At 33.3% G+C, this 21,426-nt stretch carries 20 protein-coding genes and 1 riboswitch; of the genes, 3 read left to right on the top strand and 17 right to left on the bottom strand.

Annotation, left to right across the window (positions count from 1 at the left end; translation table 11 throughout):
* Positions 1-96: 96 nt before the first annotated feature.
* The 6 genes from Z054_RS28540 to Z054_RS30245 form a co-directional block, all read right to left on the bottom strand.
* Positions 97-1,353 carry a leucine-rich repeat domain-containing protein gene (locus Z054_RS28540; protein ID WP_152538559.1) on the bottom strand — a complete coding sequence of 419 codons (1,257 nt, stop codon included), beginning with the start codon at positions 1,351-1,353 and terminating at the stop codon, positions 97-99.
* Positions 1,354-1,610: 257 nt separating this feature from the next.
* A complete protein-coding gene (gene metF, locus Z054_RS0113880; RefSeq protein ID WP_024770660.1) occupies positions 1,611-2,564 on the bottom strand; it encodes a methylenetetrahydrofolate reductase [NAD(P)H] in 954 nt (317 codons plus the stop codon).
* A 156-nt stretch (positions 2,565-2,720) separates the two neighbouring features.
* A complete protein-coding gene (locus Z054_RS0113875; RefSeq protein WP_024770659.1) occupies positions 2,721-3,191 on the bottom strand; it encodes a DinB family protein in 471 nt (156 codons plus the stop codon).
* A gap of 12 nt (positions 3,192-3,203) precedes the next feature.
* On the bottom strand, positions 3,204-5,906 hold the full coding sequence (metH, locus tag Z054_RS0113870; protein ID WP_024770658.1) for a methionine synthase: 2,703 nt from the start codon (positions 5,904-5,906) through the stop codon (positions 3,204-3,206).
* 3 nt (positions 5,907-5,909) lie between these two features.
* Positions 5,910-6,911, bottom strand: a complete 1,002-nt coding sequence (locus Z054_RS0113865; protein ID WP_024770657.1) for a homocysteine S-methyltransferase family protein — start codon at positions 6,909-6,911, stop codon at positions 5,910-5,912.
* 154 nt (positions 6,912-7,065) lie between these two features.
* Positions 7,066-7,171, bottom strand: a riboswitch (SAM riboswitch).
* A gap of 160 nt (positions 7,172-7,331) precedes the next feature.
* Positions 7,332-8,180, bottom strand: coding sequence for a hypothetical protein (locus Z054_RS30245; RefSeq protein WP_051473751.1), 849 nt, complete (start codon positions 8,178-8,180; stop codon positions 7,332-7,334).
* 269 nt (positions 8,181-8,449) lie between these two features.
* Between Z054_RS30245 and Z054_RS0113850 the strand changes: the two genes are divergently transcribed.
* Positions 8,450-8,878, top strand: a complete 429-nt coding sequence (locus Z054_RS0113850) for a cytochrome c oxidase assembly factor Coa1 family protein (RefSeq protein ID WP_024770656.1) — start codon at positions 8,450-8,452, stop codon at positions 8,876-8,878.
* A 5-nt stretch (positions 8,879-8,883) separates the two neighbouring features.
* Here Z054_RS0113850 and Z054_RS0113845 read toward each other — a convergent pair whose 3' ends face one another.
* From Z054_RS0113845 to Z054_RS0113790, 11 genes are all read right to left on the bottom strand, one after another.
* Positions 8,884-9,204 carry a 2Fe-2S iron-sulfur cluster-binding protein gene (locus tag Z054_RS0113845; RefSeq protein WP_024770655.1) on the bottom strand — a complete coding sequence of 107 codons (321 nt, stop codon included), beginning with the start codon at positions 9,202-9,204 and terminating at the stop codon, positions 8,884-8,886.
* A 380-nt stretch (positions 9,205-9,584) separates the two neighbouring features.
* Complete coding sequence (locus Z054_RS0113840; RefSeq protein ID WP_024770654.1) at positions 9,585-10,757, bottom strand: heparan-alpha-glucosaminide N-acetyltransferase domain-containing protein; 1,173 nt, start codon at positions 10,755-10,757, stop codon at positions 9,585-9,587.
* Positions 10,758-10,759: 2 nt separating this feature from the next.
* Positions 10,760-11,887, bottom strand: a complete 1,128-nt coding sequence (locus Z054_RS0113835; RefSeq protein ID WP_024770653.1) for a glycoside hydrolase family 10 protein — start codon at positions 11,885-11,887, stop codon at positions 10,760-10,762.
* A gap of 248 nt (positions 11,888-12,135) precedes the next feature.
* Entirely contained in the window at positions 12,136-13,191 is a 1,056-nt protein-coding gene (locus tag Z054_RS0113825) for an NAD(P)/FAD-dependent oxidoreductase (protein WP_024770652.1), read from the bottom strand.
* The gene (locus Z054_RS0113820) at positions 13,188-13,781 is read right to left on the bottom strand and encodes a precorrin-2 dehydrogenase/sirohydrochlorin ferrochelatase family protein (RefSeq protein ID WP_024770651.1); all 594 of its coding nucleotides are present in this window, start codon (positions 13,779-13,781) and stop codon (positions 13,188-13,190) included. Before Z054_RS0113820 ends, Z054_RS0113825 begins: the two co-directional genes overlap by 4 nt.
* Positions 13,782-13,802: 21 nt before the next feature.
* On the bottom strand, positions 13,803-14,570 hold the full coding sequence (gene cobA, locus Z054_RS0113815) for a uroporphyrinogen-III C-methyltransferase (protein WP_024770650.1): 768 nt from the start codon (positions 14,568-14,570) through the stop codon (positions 13,803-13,805).
* Between the two features lie 8 nt (positions 14,571-14,578).
* Positions 14,579-16,669, bottom strand: coding sequence for a HEPN domain-containing protein (locus Z054_RS0113810; RefSeq protein WP_024770649.1), 2,091 nt, complete (start codon positions 16,667-16,669; stop codon positions 14,579-14,581).
* Between the two features lie 106 nt (positions 16,670-16,775).
* Complete coding sequence (locus tag Z054_RS0113805; protein ID WP_024770648.1) at positions 16,776-18,023, bottom strand: sulfate adenylyltransferase subunit 1; 1,248 nt, start codon at positions 18,021-18,023, stop codon at positions 16,776-16,778.
* 123 nt (positions 18,024-18,146) lie between these two features.
* Positions 18,147-19,106 (bottom strand): sulfate adenylyltransferase subunit CysD, encoded by a 960-nt coding sequence (cysD, locus tag Z054_RS0113800; RefSeq protein WP_024770647.1) that lies wholly within the window; start codon positions 19,104-19,106, stop codon positions 18,147-18,149.
* A 21-nt stretch (positions 19,107-19,127) separates the two neighbouring features.
* Entirely contained in the window at positions 19,128-19,754 is a 627-nt protein-coding gene (locus Z054_RS0113795; protein ID WP_024770646.1) for a phosphoadenosine phosphosulfate reductase domain-containing protein, read from the bottom strand.
* Between the two features lie 32 nt (positions 19,755-19,786).
* A complete protein-coding gene (locus Z054_RS0113790) occupies positions 19,787-20,053 on the bottom strand; it encodes a DUF2061 domain-containing protein (protein WP_024770645.1) in 267 nt (88 codons plus the stop codon).
* A gap of 325 nt (positions 20,054-20,378) precedes the next feature.
* Here Z054_RS0113790 and Z054_RS0113785 point away from each other — a divergent pair, with 325 nt between their 5' ends.
* Both Z054_RS0113785 and Z054_RS31345 read left to right on the top strand, forming a co-directional pair.
* Entirely contained in the window at positions 20,379-20,921 is a 543-nt protein-coding gene (locus Z054_RS0113785) for a hypothetical protein (RefSeq protein ID WP_024770644.1), read from the top strand.
* Between the two features lie 263 nt (positions 20,922-21,184).
* Positions 21,185-21,370, top strand: coding sequence for a hypothetical protein (locus tag Z054_RS31345; RefSeq protein ID WP_152538558.1), 186 nt, complete (start codon positions 21,185-21,187; stop codon positions 21,368-21,370).
* The last annotated feature ends 56 nt before the right edge of the window (positions 21,371-21,426 follow it).

Genomic DNA, 21,426 nt, shown 5'->3' with positions numbered 1-21,426 from the left:
TATATTTAAGTCTGTAACAAAAAAATCCTAGTAACAGTGAGTTTAAACTCACTGTTACTAGGATTTTTGTATTAGAGGGCAATATAATTTTAATAATTATGGTGTACAATCACTAGAATAGTTAGCCATAGCATCTTTTTTCCACTTACTTAAATATGGTGCAGTAGGGTCATCTACTTCTATACAAGTAAGAGAAGGGTTATTTTGTAGCTCTGATCTTACTAGCCTTGCATTGGATCCATTTTTTACTTTCAAAGTAGTAAGTTGATTGTTATAACAAGATAGATAGCGTAAAACATTATTTTTTTGTATATCCAGTGTTATCAGTTTGTTCTTATAGCAATATAACCCGTACAAGGCTGTATTTTTACTAACATCCAGAGTAGTTAATTGATTGCCATCACAATGAAAGCTACTTAAGGCTGTATTTTCCGTTATGTCCAAAGTAGTAAGGCGATTGTTGGAACAAGATAGCACACTCAATGCTCTATTTTTACTTACATCCAACGTATTTAATGGGTTATTTGAACAAATCAGATAATTTAATCTCCTATTTTTAATTACATTTAGATTAGTGAGTTTATTTCTCCCACAATTCAAGGTTCTCATCATTACATGATTACTTACATCTAGCTTAGTTAGTTTATTCTCTTGGCAAAAAAGCGAATTCAAGTCATTTTTACTTATATCCAAGACAGCAAGTTGGTTATAACCACAATCCAGATCTTTCAACATAACATTTTTACTTATGTCCAGTGCAGTAATTTGGTTATTACTACAATCTAACTTAGTTAACTTCGCGTTTTTGCTTACATCCAAGGCAGTAAGTTGGTTATTACTGCATTCCAAGGTTTTCAACACCGTGTTTTTACTTACATCCAGAGTAGCAATAAACCAATTATCACTGCAATCCAGAGTTTTCAATACTGCATTTTTGCTTACATCTAATGTAGTGAGTTGATTACTTCTACAACTCAGAGAGTTCAATTTAGTATTTTCACATACATGTAATGCAGTAAGTTGATTGTAATTACAACTCAGATTGACCAAGTTAACAAAATATTTGATCCCTGAAAGATTGGAGATGTTTTTAAAATCTAAGTAAAGTGATCTTACATTTTTCGCTTCTTCTACAGAGATTTCTTTGTCATTATCTGTGTCTACGTAATCTTCTAGCAATGCCTTTTTAAAATTAGGATCAGGAAATATAATATTGCCACCAATAACTTCTGCTTTTGCTGTTTTATTTAGATTTACCGATGCCTTATCCTGCATGGTATTTGTATCATCATTAGAGCATGAGATAACCATTGCGCTGATAAACAGCACAACAAAGAATTTCAGATTTTTCATGAGTTTTATTTTAAGTTTTTAGAATAATTTTATTACTGCAGTAGTTCGAATACAAAAATCCGTTTTGCATAGAATGATAACACCCCTGTAAACAGTGAATCTGATAAAAAAGTAAAAACTTTGTTTAGTTTTTACTTCACAAAAAACCCTGTTAGATTAATATCTAACAGGGTTTTGCTAAAATTATACGTTTAAAACCGGCGATTATTACCGCTCTTTTCTTTTAGGAAAGAAAGTGTCAAAACTTTGAAGTTTTTTTAAAACACCCCTTCAGCAATCTTTCTAATATTATCCGACTTACCCATCGAATAATAATGCAATACAGGAACTCCATACTCCATCAGTTCTTTAGATTGTTGTATTGCGAATTCTACTCCTACCTCTCTGACTTCCTTATTGGTTTTGCATTTTTCTACTGCTCTCACCAATTCATCTGGCATATCCAGTTTAAAAACCTGAGGTAATAATTGCAAATGTCTTTTTACTGCTACGGGTTTAATCCCGGGAATTATAGGTACATTAATTCCTGCTTCTCTAGCTTTTTTGACAAAATCAAAATATCTTTTATTATCAAAAAACATTTGGGTTACTACATAATCTGCTCCTGCATCTACCTTATCTTTTAATCTTCTGATATCAGAATCTACAGAAGGGGCTTCCATATGTTTTTCTGGGTAACCAGCAACTCCTATGCAAAAATCGGATTTGTTATCCGTTTCAATCACTTCATGAAGAAATTGCCCTTTATTCATATTCAATACCTGCTCTACCAACTCACTAGCATAACTATGCCCTCCTTTGGTAGGAGTGAAATATTTTTCCTCCTTCATTGCATCACCACGCAAAGCCATTACATTTTCAATTCCCAAATAGTGACAATCTACCAATAAATATTCTGTTTCTTCTTTAGTAAACCCACCACATAGTACATGAGGGATTGTATCTACATTGTATTTATGAGTAATCGAAGCACAAATACCTACGGTACCTGGACGCATACGGGTTAGTTTCTTATCTAATAATCCTTCTCTATCAATATAAATAAATTCTTCTCGAGAAGTAGTTACATCAATAAAAGGAGGATTAAATTCCATTAATGGATCAATATTATCATATAACTCTTGTATACTTCTTCCTTTCTGTGGAGGTATTAACTCAAAAGAAAACAATGTTTTTTCTTTTGCTTTTTTTATGTGATCTGTTACTTTCATCTAATCTATAATTCCTTATTCTTCGTTTATCTTTTTCGGTGTTAGGATAACTTTCATTATCTACATTTTAAGATCTATTCTTTAATATCTGCATCGTATTAAAAAAATCTAACATAAAATCTTTCATTTTAACAAAGTTCCTATTCTTAATATTCCTTATTTTAATTGACTATATACCATATTGATTTGTCCTAAGTGATAGATGTCATGTTGTATCACACCATTTATCATGTACTCATTTCTATATCTACGTCCAGCTACTTGTTCATTTAACCATGAATCCGGTTTTGTTAATAGTAATTCGCATATTATATTTTGAGTCTCAATTAATTCTTCAATGATTTTTTTCTTTTCTTTTTCATTTTGTATTGAAACATTTTTTCTCCAATCCTTCTCAGAATTTAGTTCAATATCAAAAGTTTCATTTCCTTTTAGTTTTTCGATGACAAACCCTCTCCAATCTACCAGATGGTAAAGTAACTCTGATATTGAGTGCGATACTTTCTTTGGTTTTTTATCCCAAAAAAGTACAGGAATATGTTCTAATGATTTTAATATAGAATTTCCAAACCATGGTTCTCCTTCAAAAACCTCATCATACTTTTTAATACTATCTTTTATATTCATCCGGGTTTGTATTTAGTCAACTATATTAGGACTCAACCATTTCTTTGCATACTCAATATCTACATCTTTACGTTCTGCAAAATCTTTTACCTGATCTTCTTTCATTTTTCCTAATCCAAAATATCGAGCTTCGGGATTAGCAAAATAATATCCAGATACAGATGCTGCAGGCCACATAGCAAGGCTTTCTGTTAATTCTACTCCGATTCGTTCTTTAACCCTAAGCAATTCCCAAATCGTTATCTTTTCGAGATGATCCGGGCAAGCAGGATATCCTGGTGCAGGTCGAATACCTTTATATGCTTCTTTTATTAATTCTTCATTGGTTAATGATTCATTATTAGCATATCCCCAATCTTCTTTACGTACTTTTTTATGCAAATATTCTGCAAAAGCTTCGGCTAATCGATCTGCCAATGCTTTAATCATAATCGAATTATAATCATCGTGATCTGCTTCAAAAGCTTCTGCTAGTTCCTTGGTTCCAAAACCTGTTGTTACACAAAAACACCCCATATAATCTTGAATTTCGCTTTCTTTTGGAGCTACAAAATCAGATAATGCAAAATTTGGTTTACCAGCATGTTTTTTTAATTGTTGACGTAGTGTTCTGAATTTAAAAGCTCCTTGTTCTGAAGACACCTCAATATCATCATCATCTACCGTATTAGCCTTGAAAAGTCCATACACAGCTTTTGCTCCTAATAATTTTTCATCAAATACTCTCTGTAATAATTCTCGTGCATCTTTAAACAAAGATGTGGCTTGTTCTCCAACGACAGTATCAGTTAAAATAGCAGGATATTTACCATGTAAGTCCCAGGATCTAAAAAACGGTGACCAATCGATATAAGGTTCTAATTTTTTCAAATCAAAATCTTCTATAACCTTAACTCCAAGTTTGTTTGGTGTTACAATTTCAGAAGTTTGCCAATCAATTACATATTTATTTTTTCTGGCCTCTTCAATACTCAAATATTCTTTTTGTTTTGTTCTCTTTAGAAACCCATCTCTAAATTTTTCATAATCTTCTTTAAGATCACCTACATATTTTTGATTGTTTCTTTTATTTAATAAATCACCAACAACTGTTACTGCTCTTGATGCGTCATTAACATGCACTACTGCATTCTTATATTGTGGATCAATCTTAACTGCGGTATGAGCTTTTGATGTGGTTGCCCCACCAATCAATAATGGAATATTGAAATTCTTGCGTTCCATTTCTTTAGCCAGGTGAACCATTTCATCTAGTGATGGAGTTATTAATCCACTTAATCCTATGATATCTACTTGTTCATCAATTGCTGTCTGAATAATTTTATCGGGAGGAACCATTACTCCAAGATCTACAATCTCATAATTATTACATCCTAATACTACCGAAACAATATTTTTGCCAATATCATGTACATCACCTTTTACTGTTGCCATCAAAATACGGCCATTAGAATCGTTTTCTCTTACTTTTTCTCCAGAGAGCGCACTCTTTTTCTTTTCTTCTTCAATAAATGGAAGTAAATATGCTACTGCTTTTTTCATTACCCTAGCAGATTTTACTACCTGGGGTAAGAACATTTTACCAGACCCAAAAAGGTCGCCAACAACATTCATTCCTGTCATCAGGTTTCCTTCTATCACTTCTATAGGTTTATCTGCTACTTGCCTTGCTTCTTCTACATCTTCAACGATATATTGATCAATCCCTTTTACAAGTGCTCTTGTAATCCTATTCTGCAGTGATTCTTCTCGCCACGAAAGATCTACAGTTCTTTCTTTACTCGTTCCTACTACAGTTTCTGCAAAATCTAATAATCGTTCGGTAGCGTCATCTCTCCGATCCAGAATTACATCTTCTACATGTTCTAAAAGATCTTTGGGAATATCATCATATACTTCTAGCATTGCAGGGTTTACGATTCCCATATTCATTCCGGCCTTAATTGCATGATACAAGAAAACGGAATGCATTGCTTCGCGAACTGTATTATTTCCTCTAAATGAGAAAGACACATTACTTACACCTCCACTTACACTACAATGTGGTAAATTTTCTCTTACCCATCGTGTGGCTTCAATAAAATCGATCGCATTTTTACGATGTTCTTCCATTCCGGTTGCCACCGGAAATATATTTAGATCAAATATGATATCTTCTGGTGGAAACTTTAATTTATGAACCAATATATCATAGGATCGTTTTGAAATTTCTATACGACGTTCATAATTATCTGCTTGTCCAACCTCATCAAATGCCATTACAATTACAGCTGCACCATATCTTTTTATAGCTTTTGCATGTGATATAAACTCTTCTTCTCCTTCTTTAAGGCTTATAGAATTTACCACACATTTTCCTTGTACCACTTGCAATCCAGCTTCGATGATTTCCCATTTAGAGCTATCTATCATAATGGGTACTCGAGCAATATCTGGTTCTGCCATGATAAGGTTAAGAAACCTCACCATTGCATCCTTACCATCGATCAAACCATCATCCATATTGATATCAATGACCTGCGCTCCTCCTTCTACCTGATGTCTTGCTATATCTAAAGCTTCATCAAATTTTTCTTCTTTGACCAACCGCAAAAACTTACGTGATCCTGCTACATTAGTTCGCTCCCCAACATTAATAAAATTCGTTTCAGCAGAAACGATCATTGGTTCCAGACCAGAGAGCTTAAGATATTTTCTTTCTTCCTTAGTACTCATATGCTATACTTCTACTCCTACTACTCTTGGTTTATAATCTTTTGCTAAATCTGCTATTGCTTTAATATGTTCTGGAGTAGTACCACAACAACCGCCAATAATATTTACTAAGTTTTTTTCCATGTATTCTTTAATCTGTTCTGCCATTTGCTCTGGTGTTTCGTCATACTCTCCAAATGCATTTGGTAATCCGGCATTAGGATGTGCAGATATTCCAAAACTTGCTTTCTGAGCTAAAACTTCTAAATAGGGAGTCAGTTGATTTGCTCCCAATGCACAATTAAATCCAACCGACAACATCGGAATATGAGATAAAGAAATTAAAAATGCTTCTGCAGTTTGGCCTGATAATGTTCTTCCACTTGCATCCGTTATTGTACCACTTACCATGATGGGTACATCAATATTTCTTTCGTCTTTTACTTCTTCAATTGCAAAAAGTGCTGCTTTAGCGTTTAATGTATCGAAAATAGTTTCTACCAATAAAATATCCGCACCTCCGTCTAATAGTGCTTCAACCTGTTGTTTATAAGCGATTCTTAATTCATCAAAAGTTACTGCTCTATATCCAGGATCATTTACATCGGGGGACATACTTGCTGTTCTGTTCGTGGGACCAATAGATCCTGCTACAAAGCGAGGTTTATGAGGTTCTTTTTCGGTCAACTCATCTGCTACTTCTTTGGCTATTTTTGCTGACTGATAATTTAGCTCATATACCAAATCTTCCATTTCATAATCTGCCATAGCAATGGTTGTTCCCGAAAAGGTATTAGTTTCTACGATATCTGCTCCCGCTTCAAAATAAAGTCGATGTACTTCTTTTATTGCTTCGGGCTGGGTAATACTCAATAAATCATTATTACCTTGCACAGGAGTAGGCCAATCCTTGAATCGTTCTCCTCTAAAATCTTCTTCTGTAAACTTATGTCTTTGCAGCATGGTCCCCATGGCTCCATCAAGCACAAGGATTCTTTCTTCTAGTATTTTGTATATCTCTTTCATTACTTATCAAGTATTATTGTGGATTCCAGTTCTAGTCTGTACTATGTGCAGACAAAATACTGGAATAACAAAAAATAGTATTAATTCTCTATTAAAATAAAGAATTAGTGTATCAAGAAAAATAAATGGAAAAACATAGCAGAGCTATGAATCTTCGTTATCTATACCGCTATAACGGATAGAATGTAGCACCTTCTTTACAAGATAAAGGGTTGCTAAGGTTTCATAGGGTCTATTCCCTCCACCTTTCTCGATAACAATTAGTATATATATGAACTAAACAGCACCTGCTGTTAATCTAACTACAAATAAAAGGCATAGCCTTTTGTTATGCAAGTTTATTTATCAATTTCATCTCGTATTAACAAAAAAAGATTACCCAAAAGGGTAATCTCTATTCTACATACATATATTTTTTTATTACCTTCGAAGTTCTGAACCTCCAAAACCTCCTGTATTATGCCCCAGAGAGATATAATTTGGTCCTTCGACAAACCCTCTTAGAATTCCGCCATTATTTGTATTCCCTTTAGGAACATCTACCCAATCCAACCATAACTGGCTATAGAAACGACTTCCCCAGGCAACATTAGACCATGTAGGGCGACCATTTACAAAATTGCGTTCTCCAAACCAAACAACCATATTACCTATCTGCCTGATATAGTAAATACCACCATCATCTCCTACCCACCGACCAGTAATATTATTGCTATCATTTACAACTCCAAATCCTGCCTGACGTGGACGAGGAAGGTATGAAGGCCGCGCAGTTTTTGTCCAAGCTGAACCCCCAAAATTACTTCCAGACACCTTAGTAAAACCGCTTCCAAAACAACCTATAGACAATGTTAAACTTCCACTTCCTGCTATTCTACCTTTAGGTACATCATAAAAACTTCCGGTAATTATTTTACCACTAATAGTACCTTTAAAAACATTGGCCCAAATACCTGATGGATGTTCTCCAAACCAATACACCTTGTTTCCAATATGTCTAACATAATAATGCCCTCCATCATTAGCATAATAGTACCCAGACAAATTTGGTATAATAGAACACCAATCGAAATCTATGATATCAATATTGATTCCATTTTCCTTCAAATAATCTTTTTTTGCTTTAGTGAGGAATTCTTCTTGCTCTACATTTATTGTATTTAATTCTTGGTCTACAATTGATTCTTTTTCACAACTTGCAAATAATAATATGCTTGATAATAAAAGAATCGAAATACTTAAATTAAATCTAGTTTTTTTTGTTCTCATACCTCTTCATTTTTTTGTGTTTTCTATACTCTAGTTATGCTAATTCTCATTAAACAAATATTCCTAACAATATTTTTAAGTCTATTTTTTTCAATTCAAAAATACAGCCAAAACAGAAAAAAAAACGGGGTCAAAAACCCCATTTCACATAAGTGTAATACATCTATTATAAGAGGAAAACACCTTTTTCTTCTTGTGATTATTGCAACATACATATTCGATAAGAGGTCTTTACAAAAAAGAGCTTAACAACAATACTATTCGCTTTTATGAACGAATTAATTTCTAAAAATAATTGGTGGAGTCGAAACTGGAAATGGGTACTTCCTACAACAGGGTTCGTTGTTTGTGTATTTGTGTTTTTTATAATGACAGGTAATGCTGCTTTTAGATACGGATCTGTTTATGTTCAACCAAATCTTACAGGAAATGCTGTTGAAATAGCCAAAAAAAATGATCTTGTTATTGAAAAATTAGGTGAACTATCTCCTGTAGATTTCTTTCGATTACTAGAGGGAGAAGTTCAATATTCAAATCACAATACTTCAATTGCAATAACAGTTGGGATTAGAGGCACCAAAGGAAAAGCTAAATTAGATATTGTAGCTTATAAAAAAGGGACAAACTGGGAATATCAAAAAATTACGGTTAGAATTAAAAAGCCAAAAAAAGAATCTATTAAAATCCTGGGAGAATAATATAATTAAGATTCCGGGGCCAATTCTATTTCTAACCCATCCAACTCAGGAGTAATTGGGATTTGACATCCTAATCTACTATTATCTTCTACATAAAAGGCTTCTGCCAACATCAAATCTTCATCCTGCCCCATTTCTGGTAATTCGTGATCAGATAAAATATAGCATTGACAAGAAGCACACATGGCCATTCCTCCGCAAGTTCCTTCTACTGGCAACTCATAAGCTTTACAAATTTCCATTAAATTCATAGCCATATCTGTAGGTGCTTGTATCTCATGTACTACACCTTCTCTATCTTTTATTTTTATGGTAACATCTGACATATCTTTTTATTTCTGTCTGCAAATATAATCAAAGACCACACAGGTCTCATGCAAGGTCTTTATATTTTATTTTAAATTATTTAGAGCATCTATTTAGGAGCTATATCTTGTTTCTTTAAACTGGTAATTATGAAGATTTTTTAAAAGGCCAAATATACTGAATCTTATAAAAAATGCCTATATAATAATCAACGTATAAGTATACAATTTTGTAAAAATTAAACCAACAAAAAACATACCATATAATGAGAAATAACAGGACAAGAAAACATCGATTACACTAAAAACCTATAACTATCCCACAACTACTATAGTATAGAGGCTTCTGTAATGAAAATTAATAAAAAGAAATTACCAAAATTAGATACTACTAAGATTTATTATAGTTTTAGTTTGTATTTTTTTTGTTCTAACCAGCCTGTAAAAATGACTACCAATAAAGAAAAAACAAAAGACATAAATAGTCCTATAATAGAAGAGTTTAATATATCAGGAAACTTAATATTGGTAATTACATAAATTGGATATATGAGATAGGGGATCATGTAGCATGTTAACGTTGTTGTACCTGCCGGAGCGATTATTTTTGCCCAACTTGTTTGTTTTTTCACATCTGTGATATAATACAACATTGTAAATATAAGAAAACCTATTCCTGTGCAGATAGCTAACCAAGATGGTGTTCCCTGTATTTTAGAAATACCCCAATAAGTCCGGGTTACCATTCCAAAAACAATATGTAGGACTCCTAATCCTATTAAACTTATATAACACCATTTTATATTTGTCACCGATAACTTTTTAAATACTAATGTTGCTACAATACCAGCGGTAGTAAATGCAGGAATAGTACCTGTATATAATGTAGAAAACAAAGTAATAATATCGTTTTCAAAAATTAGTTTATCAGTCTGATTCAATATAGAAAGCACATTAAAAATTCCCCATAAAATAACCATTGTAGTAATGTTTCTCTTGCTATATAGATAAACCAACCCGTTTATAAGATAAGCCCAACCAATAAGTCCCAAAATTCCCCACCAATGTGTTTTCATCCAACTTTCTCCCTGAGAACCTCCATTGTATATAACTGCTAAAAAAACAAGTATAATAAACCCTAAGACTTGAAAATAAATATGCCATTTTTTTTGAATTGGACTTTTTTTCCAATTCATCCAAATTAATAGTATTGCAAAGGCCATAAGTAAACCCCAAAAATATTTCCCGATAAGAATACTTTCATGGTGTGCATTTTCATAATTCACCATAAAAACTCCAATTAATAACAACGATAGAGACCTTATCAATATATGTTTAGCAATCAAAGATTTACTTTCTTTTTTCGCAAGTCTATTTTCGATTGCATAAGGAATACTAAGACCAACAATAAATAAAAACAAAGGAAAAATAATATCAGAAAATCCCATGTAATCTTCACTCGCATTGGCATGTTGAAGCCACTTAGGAATATCTGTAAGTGTCCAGAAGTCATTTACCCAGATCATTAAAACCATTGTCAAAGCTCTAAAAATATCTATTGAAGCAATCCTCATATTTAAAAATCTGCATTAATTGTTTTTTGCAAAACTTCCCAATGTTCATCTGTCATTCTATTTGGTGTAAAAAGACAAATACCAGTTGCTCCATTTTGAATTGATTCAATAATTGCAGCTTCTAATTCTTCTGGTAATAAACCATGATTTTCGGGATCGGCTTCATTTGCTTTATTTTTAGGTTTCGGGCAAATGAACAAACCACTATAAACAGGTTTCTCACCATTAACAGCAGCTACCTCCTCTTTAGTAAGTTCACCAATCCATTTTGTATCTCCCAGATAGAAGTCATTATAATTCATTGGAAAAAATGCATCCAAATTCCATTTATCCCATTCTTGTCTGACTAGTTTTTTTGCAATAGAATTCGGCCCTGGAAACACTGCTGCGTTAATCTCTTTATTTTTACCATGTACTACATCTGCCAATCTATTCACTGTTTTAGTTATCAAATCATAACGAAATTGTTTCCATTCTTTAACTTGTGAAGGGTCTTCAACATCTTTAATATCAATACCCGATAATGATTTAAAGTCATGAACACATTTATCACAATAGCAATAGTCAAATTGAGGGTATTCTTTATCCATTACTAAATCATATTTTTCCCATAATCCTTTTGCCAAAATTACATCTGGAAAACGTATATAATCTAAATGAATTCCGTCTACTTCCTTTACATCAGCAACACTACTGTATAGATTTTTGAGGAAATCATAAACTTCTTCTTTATTAGGACATAAAAACTGGTAATGTGAAACATATGCAGGTTTATCATATGCAGATTCACCATTTCGATTAATGGCGTACCATTCTGGTTTTAATTTTGGATTAGAGTTTTGTATCATGGTAGGTATCCATGCATGAAACTCCATACCTGTTTCTTTTACAATTTCACCAACCCTTTTATAAGTTAAAGGATCATGGCCTGCAGAATACATTAAGCCGTCAATTCCTTTATTTTTTAATTCTTGAAACTGATGTTTTAATTCTTCATCTGATGCATCTTTGGGCAATTGTGCCCATGCATAAACAGGTATTTTGTTTTTAGTGACTACACTTTTTTCGGTTTTATTTTTACAAGCAATTAATAAAAAAACAATCGAAAGAATAAAAAATAGCTTTTTCATAAGAACGTTTAAAAAAAATTAGAACCATAGGTAAAGAAAAAAAACAGAGTTTTAAATTTTTTTCTACAAAACACATCATTTCATAGAAGTACAACCTGTTTTATAATCTATTATACCATTTTTGATAATATCCAAACAAGATATTGAAGCAACTACATCTTTGTTGGCAGGATTCAAAATAAAACAGGTGCATACTGAAACCGATTTTTCAGTATGCACCTGTTTTGCTTTTATGGTAAAATCTATTTTTAATTAATGGCTTTTACCACTTCTTTTTTAGCTTCTTTTTTAGTTCCATCAAATCCTTCTACTCCTCCAACAGTTGTATATTTCATTACATACTTTTTATCTGGAAAAATTCTTTGGTAAGCGCTCTGACACATAATCGCTGCTTCATGAAAACCTGAAAGAATCAATTTTAGTTTTCCTTTATACGTATTTACATCACCAATAGCATAAACTCCCGGGATATTAGTCTGATAATCATATGAATTATCTACTTTAATCGCATTTTTTTCGATCTCTAATCCCCAATCTCCTATTGGTCCTAATTTTGGTGATAATCCAAATAACGGGATGAAGTAATCTGTATCTAAAATAATTTCTCCTTTTGTTTTATGTTTTATACCAACGGCTGTAATGTGATCATCACCTTTTAATTCTTTTACCTCAGCTTCAGTAATCAGGTTTATTTTACCTAATTTAGAAAGTTCTGCTACTCGTTCTACAGAATCTAAAGCTCCTCGAAATTCGTTTCGTCTATGTACTAGAGTTACTTCGCTAGCAACATCTGCCAAGAAAATCGACCAATCTAAAGCAGAATCTCCTCCGCCTGAAATTACAACTCGTTTATCTCTATATACTTCTGGATCACGTATAATATATGCTACTCCTTTATCTTCAAAATCAGTAATATTTGGAATTGGTGGTTTACGAGGCTCGAAAGAACCTAATCCTCCAGCAATTGCAACTACCGGCGCATTATGCTTCGTTCCTTTATTGGTAGTTACCAAAAAAGTATCGTCTTCTAATTTCTCGATAGTTTCTGCTCTTTCGCCCAGAGTAAACCCAGGGTTAAAAGGTTTTATTTGCTCCATTAAGTTATCTACCAATTCTCCTGCTAGTATTTCTGGAAATCCAGGAATATCATATATTGGTTTTTTGGGATATATTTCTGAGCATTGCCCACCTGGTTGTGGTAAGGCATCAATAAGATGCGTCTTTAACTTCAGTAATCCTGCTTCAAAAACAGTAAATAACCCTGTTGGTCCCGCTCCGATTATTAAAATATCAGTCTTGATCATTTTTCAACTTCTTTTTTTCCTATTAATCCTTTGGTAAATTCGTTTAATGTCTCCACTTTTTCTTCAAAATTACCTTTTATTGTTTTTCTGTACTCGTTTAAATTTTTGACTAAATCATCAATGTTTTCAGGTATTGCTTCCTCAAAAAACTGACGTAATCGTTTGGCTGTTGTTGGCGATTTCCCATTAGTAGAAATAGCCACTTTTACATTACCTTTGGTGACAATTGCACCCATATAAAAATCGCAATATGGTGGATTGTCTGCTACATTAACCAATATACTTCGTTTCCTGCAATCTTTATATACTTGCATATTAACTTTGGGAACATCTGTAGTAGCAATCACAATGTGTTTTCTTTTGAGAAAACGTTTGTGATATTTTTTATGTATCATTTCCACTCCAAACTTCTTTGCTAATGCTATTGTATCTTTTCTAAACATTGGCGATACTATAGTCACCTTAGCATCTGGGCTAGATTTTAGTAAGAACGTAAGCTTTTCTTCTGCTACATTCCCTCCTCCTATTATTAGGATTTCAAGGTTTGCAGCCTTTAAAAAAACCGGATATAAATTATTTCTTTCTTTCATCTTTAAGCTAGTCCCGAACTATTAAGATACAATTTCTTCCCGAACTTCATTATAAATCGAAGCTAGCCGAACTCGTTGGCTTACTACTTCTCCTATTACAATAATTGCCGGTGAGGATAATTCTTTTTCTAAAACTACTTCCTCAATGTTCTCTATTGTACCATATCCAAACTTCTCTTTTTTTGTAGTTCCGTTTTGGATAATAGCAACCGGAATGTCTTGCTTATTTTCGGCTGCAAAGATACTAACTATTTCATTCAACTTACTCATTCCCATCAAAATTACCACAGTTGCATTTGATTTTGCTGCCAGGCATATGTCCTGTGATAATTTGTGGGATTTTGTGGTTCCTGTAATTACCCAAAAACTTTCTGAGGATCCTCTTTTTGTTAATGGGATTCCTTGATATGCAGGAACAGCTAAAGATGATGATATACCCGGAACTATATCGGTTTCTATATCAAATTGTTGTACATAATCAATCTCTTCTGCTCCGCGTCCAAAAATAAAAGGATCTCCTCCTTTTAATCGCACTACATGTCCATGGCTTTTGGTTCTACTTACTATCAATTCATTAATCTGCTCTTGTTGATATGCATAGCATCCTTTTCTTTTACCAACGAATATCTTCTCTGCTTTATATGCATAATCCAATAAGGTTTCATTGATAAGTGCATCGTACAACACCACATCTGCAGACTCTAAAGCTTTAATCGCCTTAAGAGTGATCAAATCCGGATCTCCCGGACCTGCTCCTACTACTGTTAATTTTGGTGTTTTAGTATTCATCATTTTCTTTATGCATTTTCTACTTCGACAGTTCTAAACTCTTGTACTTTTTGTAAAAACTGTTTTGCACTTTTGATATAATCCACTGCAAAATTTCTGGTAGGCGTATTTTTTTGAAGTTGGTAGATCAAATCTGCAAATGTTCCTTCTAATTGTACTTTTCCACTTGCTACAAATTCTTCGTCAAATTGACGAATGATTCCTGCATGTGTATTTGTTTTTTTGTTTTCGGCTAACAATAATGCTTTTGCAGAATTAACTAATGAGCTATATGCATGATATACAGCATCAGAGTATATCTCATTCTCAAAAGATATTTTCGCATTTTCTATTTTCTCTTCACTTTCTAAGAACAAAGTAGCTATTAAATCTATAACTACTCCTGCACATTCTCCTACTCCGATTGCCTTTACATAATTCTCTTCTGTTCCCCAATCAATAAAATCTTCTTGAGTAAGACTATCTACATTAGATAAATCGGTAAGAAAATCATAGAAATACTTTTCTCCTTGCGCTGTATAATAGTCTATAAAAGTTTTACCGTTAGCATTTGCTTCAAAATCATTAAGAATTCTACGTAATGCTTCTGGCCCTCTTCTACTTGGTATTTTTACTACTTTATCCGCAAAACGACCATTACCATCTCCTAAGTTCCCTCCTCCTAATAATACTTGTAATGCAGGTGCAACTAATTTATCCTTTGTACGTACAGACATTCCCTGAAAACCAATATTTGCCATATTGTGTTGCCCGCAAGCATTCATACATCCACTAATTTTGATCACCAAATCTTCTTTTTCAAGATATTGAGGGTATTCTGTTTTGATTACTCGTTCTAGTTCCTCGGCAATACCTGTACTACTTGCAATTCCAAGATTACAGGTATCTGTTCCTGGGCAAGCGGTTATATCTACTGCTTTATTGTAACCAGATTCTACAAATCCTAATTTTTCTAATTCTTGATAGAAAAACGGTACTATATCTTCTTTTACAAAAGGGATCAAAATATTCTGGCGCAATGATAATCTTATTTCTCCCGCCGCATATTTCTCAACTAAATCTGCTAGTAACCTAGCTTTATCAGTATAAAAATCACCTAATAGCACTTTGATACCTATGGCTACATACCCCTCTTGTTTTTGTGCTATTACATTGGTAGATTTCCACAGATCAAAGGTTTTTTGGTTTTTGATTTCTACTTGAGGTGCTTCAACTTCAACTGGAACTGAAGTTTTATATGCTTCTGCATCAATCGCAACAGTTTTCTGTTCTATTGCGTTTTGTTCTGCTTCTACTAATTCTTTGAACGCTTCAACTCCTATGTCTTTAAGTAAAAACTTCATTCTTGCCTTGGCTCTACTTTTTCGTTCCCCATGACGATCAAAAATCCTCAGCACTCCTTCCATCAAAGGAATAATCTTTTCTGATGGCAAGAAACTATACAACTCATCTGCATGTCTTGGTTGCGACCCTAATCCACCGCCTAGCATTACTTTAAATCCTCTAACTCCATTTTCAATTTTAGCAATAAAGCCAAGATCATGCATATAGGATAGTCCTGTATCTTCTTCAGTTCCTGAAAAAGAAACTTTGAATTTACGTCCCATTTCCTGACAGATAGGGTTTCTTAAAAAGAAACGAAATAATGCATCGGCATAGGGTGATACATCAAAAGGTTCTTTTGGATCAATTCCGGCAGTTTCTGATGCGGTTACATTACGTACTGTATTACCACAAGCTTCTCTTAACGTCACATCATCTTTTTCTAACTCTGCCCAAAGTTCTGGGGTTCTATTTAAATCTACATAGTGAATTTGTATATCCTGACGTGTAGTGATATGCAATCTCCCTCGGGAATACTCATCAGAGACTTCGCAAATACGTCTTAATTGATTACTCAGCACTTTACCGTATGGCAACTTAATACGAATCATCTGCACTCCTTCCTGGCGTTGGCCATATACGCCACGTGCCAAACGAAGGCTACGAAACTTTTCTTCATCAATCTTACCCTTATGGAATTGCTCAATTTTATTAGCTAATTCTATAACATCTTTTTGAACAATTGGGTTTTCTATTTCGGTTCTAAAACTTTGCATCTTTTTTCGTATTTCTGCCTTTAAAAAAGGTCATAGTTATGACTTTTGTATGATGGTTTTATGATTCTAATTTTTTGTTTTTCTTCCTATAAAGAATGACTTATATTTATTCTATAAATCCAACTCCTGAAGTAGTATTGGTTTGTGAATCTATTAATATAAATGATCCTGAAGCTTTATTCTTGCTATAAGAATCAACTGCTAATGGTTTGCTCAACTGTATCTGAACTTTCCCTATTTCGTTTAAACTCAAAGCATTTTTTGAAGTATCATCACCAGAAAAATCAGTTGCAATGGTTCCGTTTATACTTTTCACTTTTGCCAAAATCCGATTACTTCCACTTTGTATAAAGTAATTTGTTCCTGGATTTAGATCTTTACTGTCCATCCAGCATACTGTTGCTGTGAGCTGTTTTTCTACTCGGGGTTTTTCTGATGATTTCACAATCATATCTCCTCGGCTTACATTTACATCATCTTCTAAAGTAACTGTACAAGAACTCCCTCTACCGGCTGTATCAAATTTTTGATCGAAGAAGTAAATTTCTTTTACTTTTGATGTAGTTAACGATGGTAAAATTGTTACCTCATCTCCAACCGAAAGGTCACCTCCATATAATTTACCTGCATATCCTCTAAAGTCATGAAACTCATCTTTTTTAGGACGAATCACAGTTTGAATTGGAAAACGTACCTGAGCTTTTTCATATACATCTTGTGCATCCAATTTCTCTAAGTGTTCTAGTAAAGTTTGTCCATTATACCAAGGAGTATTCTCAGACTTATCTACCACATTATCTCCTTGTAATGCACTTACCGGGATAAACGTTATATTTTGTTCTTTGTAATCGCTTTTTTCGATCAATGTTTCAAAATCGGCTTTAATAGCTTTGTATTTCTCTTGAGAAAAATCTACCAAATCCATTTTATTAACAGCTACAATCACATCTTTAACCCTTAGCAGGTTATTGATAAAAAAGTGACGATACGTTTGTTCTATTACACCTTTACGAGCATCTACCAAAATGATAGAGGCTTGTGATGTTGATGCTCCTGTGACCATATTTCTGGTGTATTCAATATGCCCAGGAGTATCGGCTATAATATAACTTTTGGTTTTTGTAGAAAAATAGATATGGGCAACATCAATAGTAATCCCTTGTTCACGCTCGGCTACTAATCCATCTGTCGCCAATGAAAAATCTAAGTAATCAAAACCGTTGGCTTTACTTCTGGTTTCAATTGCTTCTAATTTATCTGTCGTTAATGATTTTGTATCATATAGAATACGACCGATTAAGGTACTTTTACCGTCATCTACACTTCCTGCTGTTGCTATTTTTAATACATCCATAGCTGTTATTGTTTCTCCTTTTGGAGTAATATTCGTTATTATTATTACACTCTGACTTTACTTTGGATTCCAGCCGAAGTCTATACTGAGCGTAGACAAAGTACTGGAACGGTAAAAGCCAATCTAGAAATATCCTTGTTGTTTTCGTTTTTCCATCGCAGCTTCTGATCGTTTATCATCGATACGAGCTCCTCGTTCTGAAATTGTAGACTCTCTAATCTCTGATACTACTTTATCTATAGTAATCGCATCAGAAAGCACTGCTGCGGTACATGACATATCACCTACAGTTCTAAAACGCACCATTCTTTCTTCTACCACTTCATCGTCTTCTCTATACACAACATCATCTTCGGCAGACCAAATCATCCCGTCTCTTACAAATGTTTTACGGGTATGAGCAAAATATATAGACGGAATTTCGATTCCTTCTTTTTGGATATAACTCCATACATCTAATTCTGTCCAGTTACTAATCGGAAACACCCTTACATTTTGGCCTAAATCAATTTTTCCGTTAAGGTGATCAAATAACTCAGGGCGTTGGTTTTTCTCATCCCATTGGCCAAAATCATCTCTAACAGAGAATATGCGTTCTTTGGCTCTAGCTTTTTCTTCATCTCTACGAGCTCCACCAATAGCTGCATCAAACTTAAATTCTTCCAAAGCATCCAAAAGTGTAGTAGTTTGTAAACTATTACGGCTAGCGTATTTTCCTTTTTCTTCTACAACCTTACCTTGATCGATAGAATCCTGAACATTGCGAACAATAAGTTCTACACCTAATTCTTCTACTAATCGATCTCTGAACTCTATAGTTTCGGGAAAGTTATGTCCTGTATCAATATGTAATAGAGGGAAAGGAATTTTTCCGGGATAAAATGCTTTCTGAGCTAATCGTACTAAAGTAATAGAATCTTTTCCTCCAGAAAAAAGTAATACTGGCTTTTCAAACTGTGCAACTACTTCTCTAAAAATATAAATTGCTTCACTCTCCAAAGGATTTACCTTAAGAACAGATACTCCAGCTAGGTTACCTGCCGACCCTTCTAATTGTTCTATTTTCTTTTCTAGTATTTCCATTCTTATCTTTTTCGTATTTTATTAGTTAGTATGTAATCCACACTCTCTATTTTCTAACACTTTAGTTGGATCAAAATATTTGAATTCGTTAGGTAACTTATATTCTTCTAAATACACATCTAACTCTTCATCACTGTAATAATAAAATGGACTTACTTTTAAAACTCCATCTTTACCCATGCTTACAATATCTAACGAATCTCTAAGTGCCGTTTGTCCTTTCCTAAGATTTGTAAACCAAACATCGGGAGTAAAATCAGACATTGCTCTTCTAAATGGTTCTAATTTTACTTGTTCTGTAAAAACTTTGTGTTTGGGATCATCAATATCCGGAATCCCCATAGTTACATCTCTATGTGCTGTGGTCTGCTTAGGCACATATAATTTAACATCAAGCCTTAACATATCAATAACCTCTTCGGCATGCCTATAGGTGTTTGGAGTATTGTATCCAGAGTCACACCATATTACCGGAATATCTGACAATGCCTTTGAGCAAACATTAAGAATTGCAACCTCGTATGGTCTAAAATTAGTAGTCACAACTGGAGTCTTCGCATTTAAAACTGCCCATTGTGCAATTTCTAAAGGTGTTTTATCCTTTAGAGACTTATTTAAGTTTTCTATTTCTTTTTCTGTTAAACTCATAGTTTACTATACTTGTTTTTCTACTATCGCAATTATTTTCCCCATTTAATACGATTCCAAATTCTTTCATGAAAAAAATACAGAATCATTTTTGTTACAAAATCAATAGATGCAATTGAAGTAGCAAGAGCTATTTCTCCTATTAGTACATAAGACACTATCAATGTATCTAATGTACCCACTACCCTCCAGCTTACTGCTTTTGCGATACTACGTACTGGTTTTTCAGAGGTTTTATCATCCTGATACGTTGTTTTCTGTGTAGCTACTTTATCTAATATCATTTGATCTAAAATCATTTTTTTTGAAAAACTCTATTACCCTATCGGAATAGTAGATTATTAAACAAATGTATATATAATATTTTGTTTATAACACAAAAACCTCATAAGTTCTTAAAGAAAATCATAAGAATTATGATATCTTCAACAAAAACCCTAGTAGCTTAGTAGATTAATAAGACAATCCCAGAATCTTTATATAATTTATTGAGGAACACCCTATTAAACTTTTACTAATTATCCTTAAAAATCACATAAAAAGAGATTTCATTTAAAAAAATGACAATATGTGAATTTCTATCTCGTTGATAAAAGTAATATTAACCCAAAATATATAGTCGAAATGAAAAGATTTGCAATGTTTTTATTTTTAGCAAGTACCTTACTATTTGTTTCTTGTAACGATGATGATGATTCTCCAATTGAAATTGATCAATCCTTAATCCCAGGTGATTGGAGTCTCACAGAAGTTAAATCTGAAAATGGAAAAGTTACCGCTACTATTGAAAACATACCAGTGAGTGGCGGTTATTCTTTATCAGGTAAAGATTATACTGCAGAAGCAACTTTTACAAAAGCTTCTGAAGCTGATAAACCCAATACTTTTGTTAGTTCTGGAGGGTTTACATTAGTAGCAAAAATAACTATCCCCACTCAATCTATTGATTATGAAGAAGCAATTCCTGATTTTATCGGAGCCGGTGATTGGAAAATAGACGGAACTAAACTTATTACTACTGTTGCAGACAAAGACGTCTCTTTTGATATTATTGCATTAACTGCACAAACCCTAAGTATAAAAAAGGATATCAAAGAAACAGTCGAACAACAAGGTATTACTTTTGAAGTTACAGGAAGCCAAATTTTCACCTTAACAAAAAAATAAGGCTGTAAATTTTAAATTCTTTGAATAAAAAAAAAGCTGAGAAGTTTCTCAGCTTTTTTTTATTCACATACTTTCCTAAGACTCATTTTATTATCAAGAACACACCCCCCTATTTACAGGGGGTATTACTTCACGGTTTACAGTGTTCTATATCCTATATTGAAATTTTAAATTTGAGAAACTAAATCATAGAATTGCTCATTTAACCTATGATCCCCCAATCAAAATGTGTAATTCTATTCATTCTTAAAACATATTACATTATGAAAAAAATTTTAAATTTAGGAGGAGTTACTTTATTAAGTAAAAATGACCAAAGTCAAATTTTGGGTTCGCGTAGTGGGACTCCTTGTTATCAAAACGGAAATCAGTGTTGCAGAGAAATTGGCAATGGTAGTCTCTGTGATGCAGGGCAATGCCAACCTAATGGATATTGCATATATTTCTAAAATTAAAAGCAGGAATTATAGTTTCCTATAATTCCTGCTTTTACATGTTTATATTA

Source organism: Aquimarina macrocephali JAMB N27, assembly GCF_000520995.1.
Lineage (GTDB): Bacteria > Bacteroidota > Bacteroidia > Flavobacteriales > Flavobacteriaceae > Aquimarina > Aquimarina macrocephali.
The sequence above is the reverse complement of the archived record's forward strand: the minus strand, read 5'-3'. Positions and strand labels throughout refer to the sequence as shown.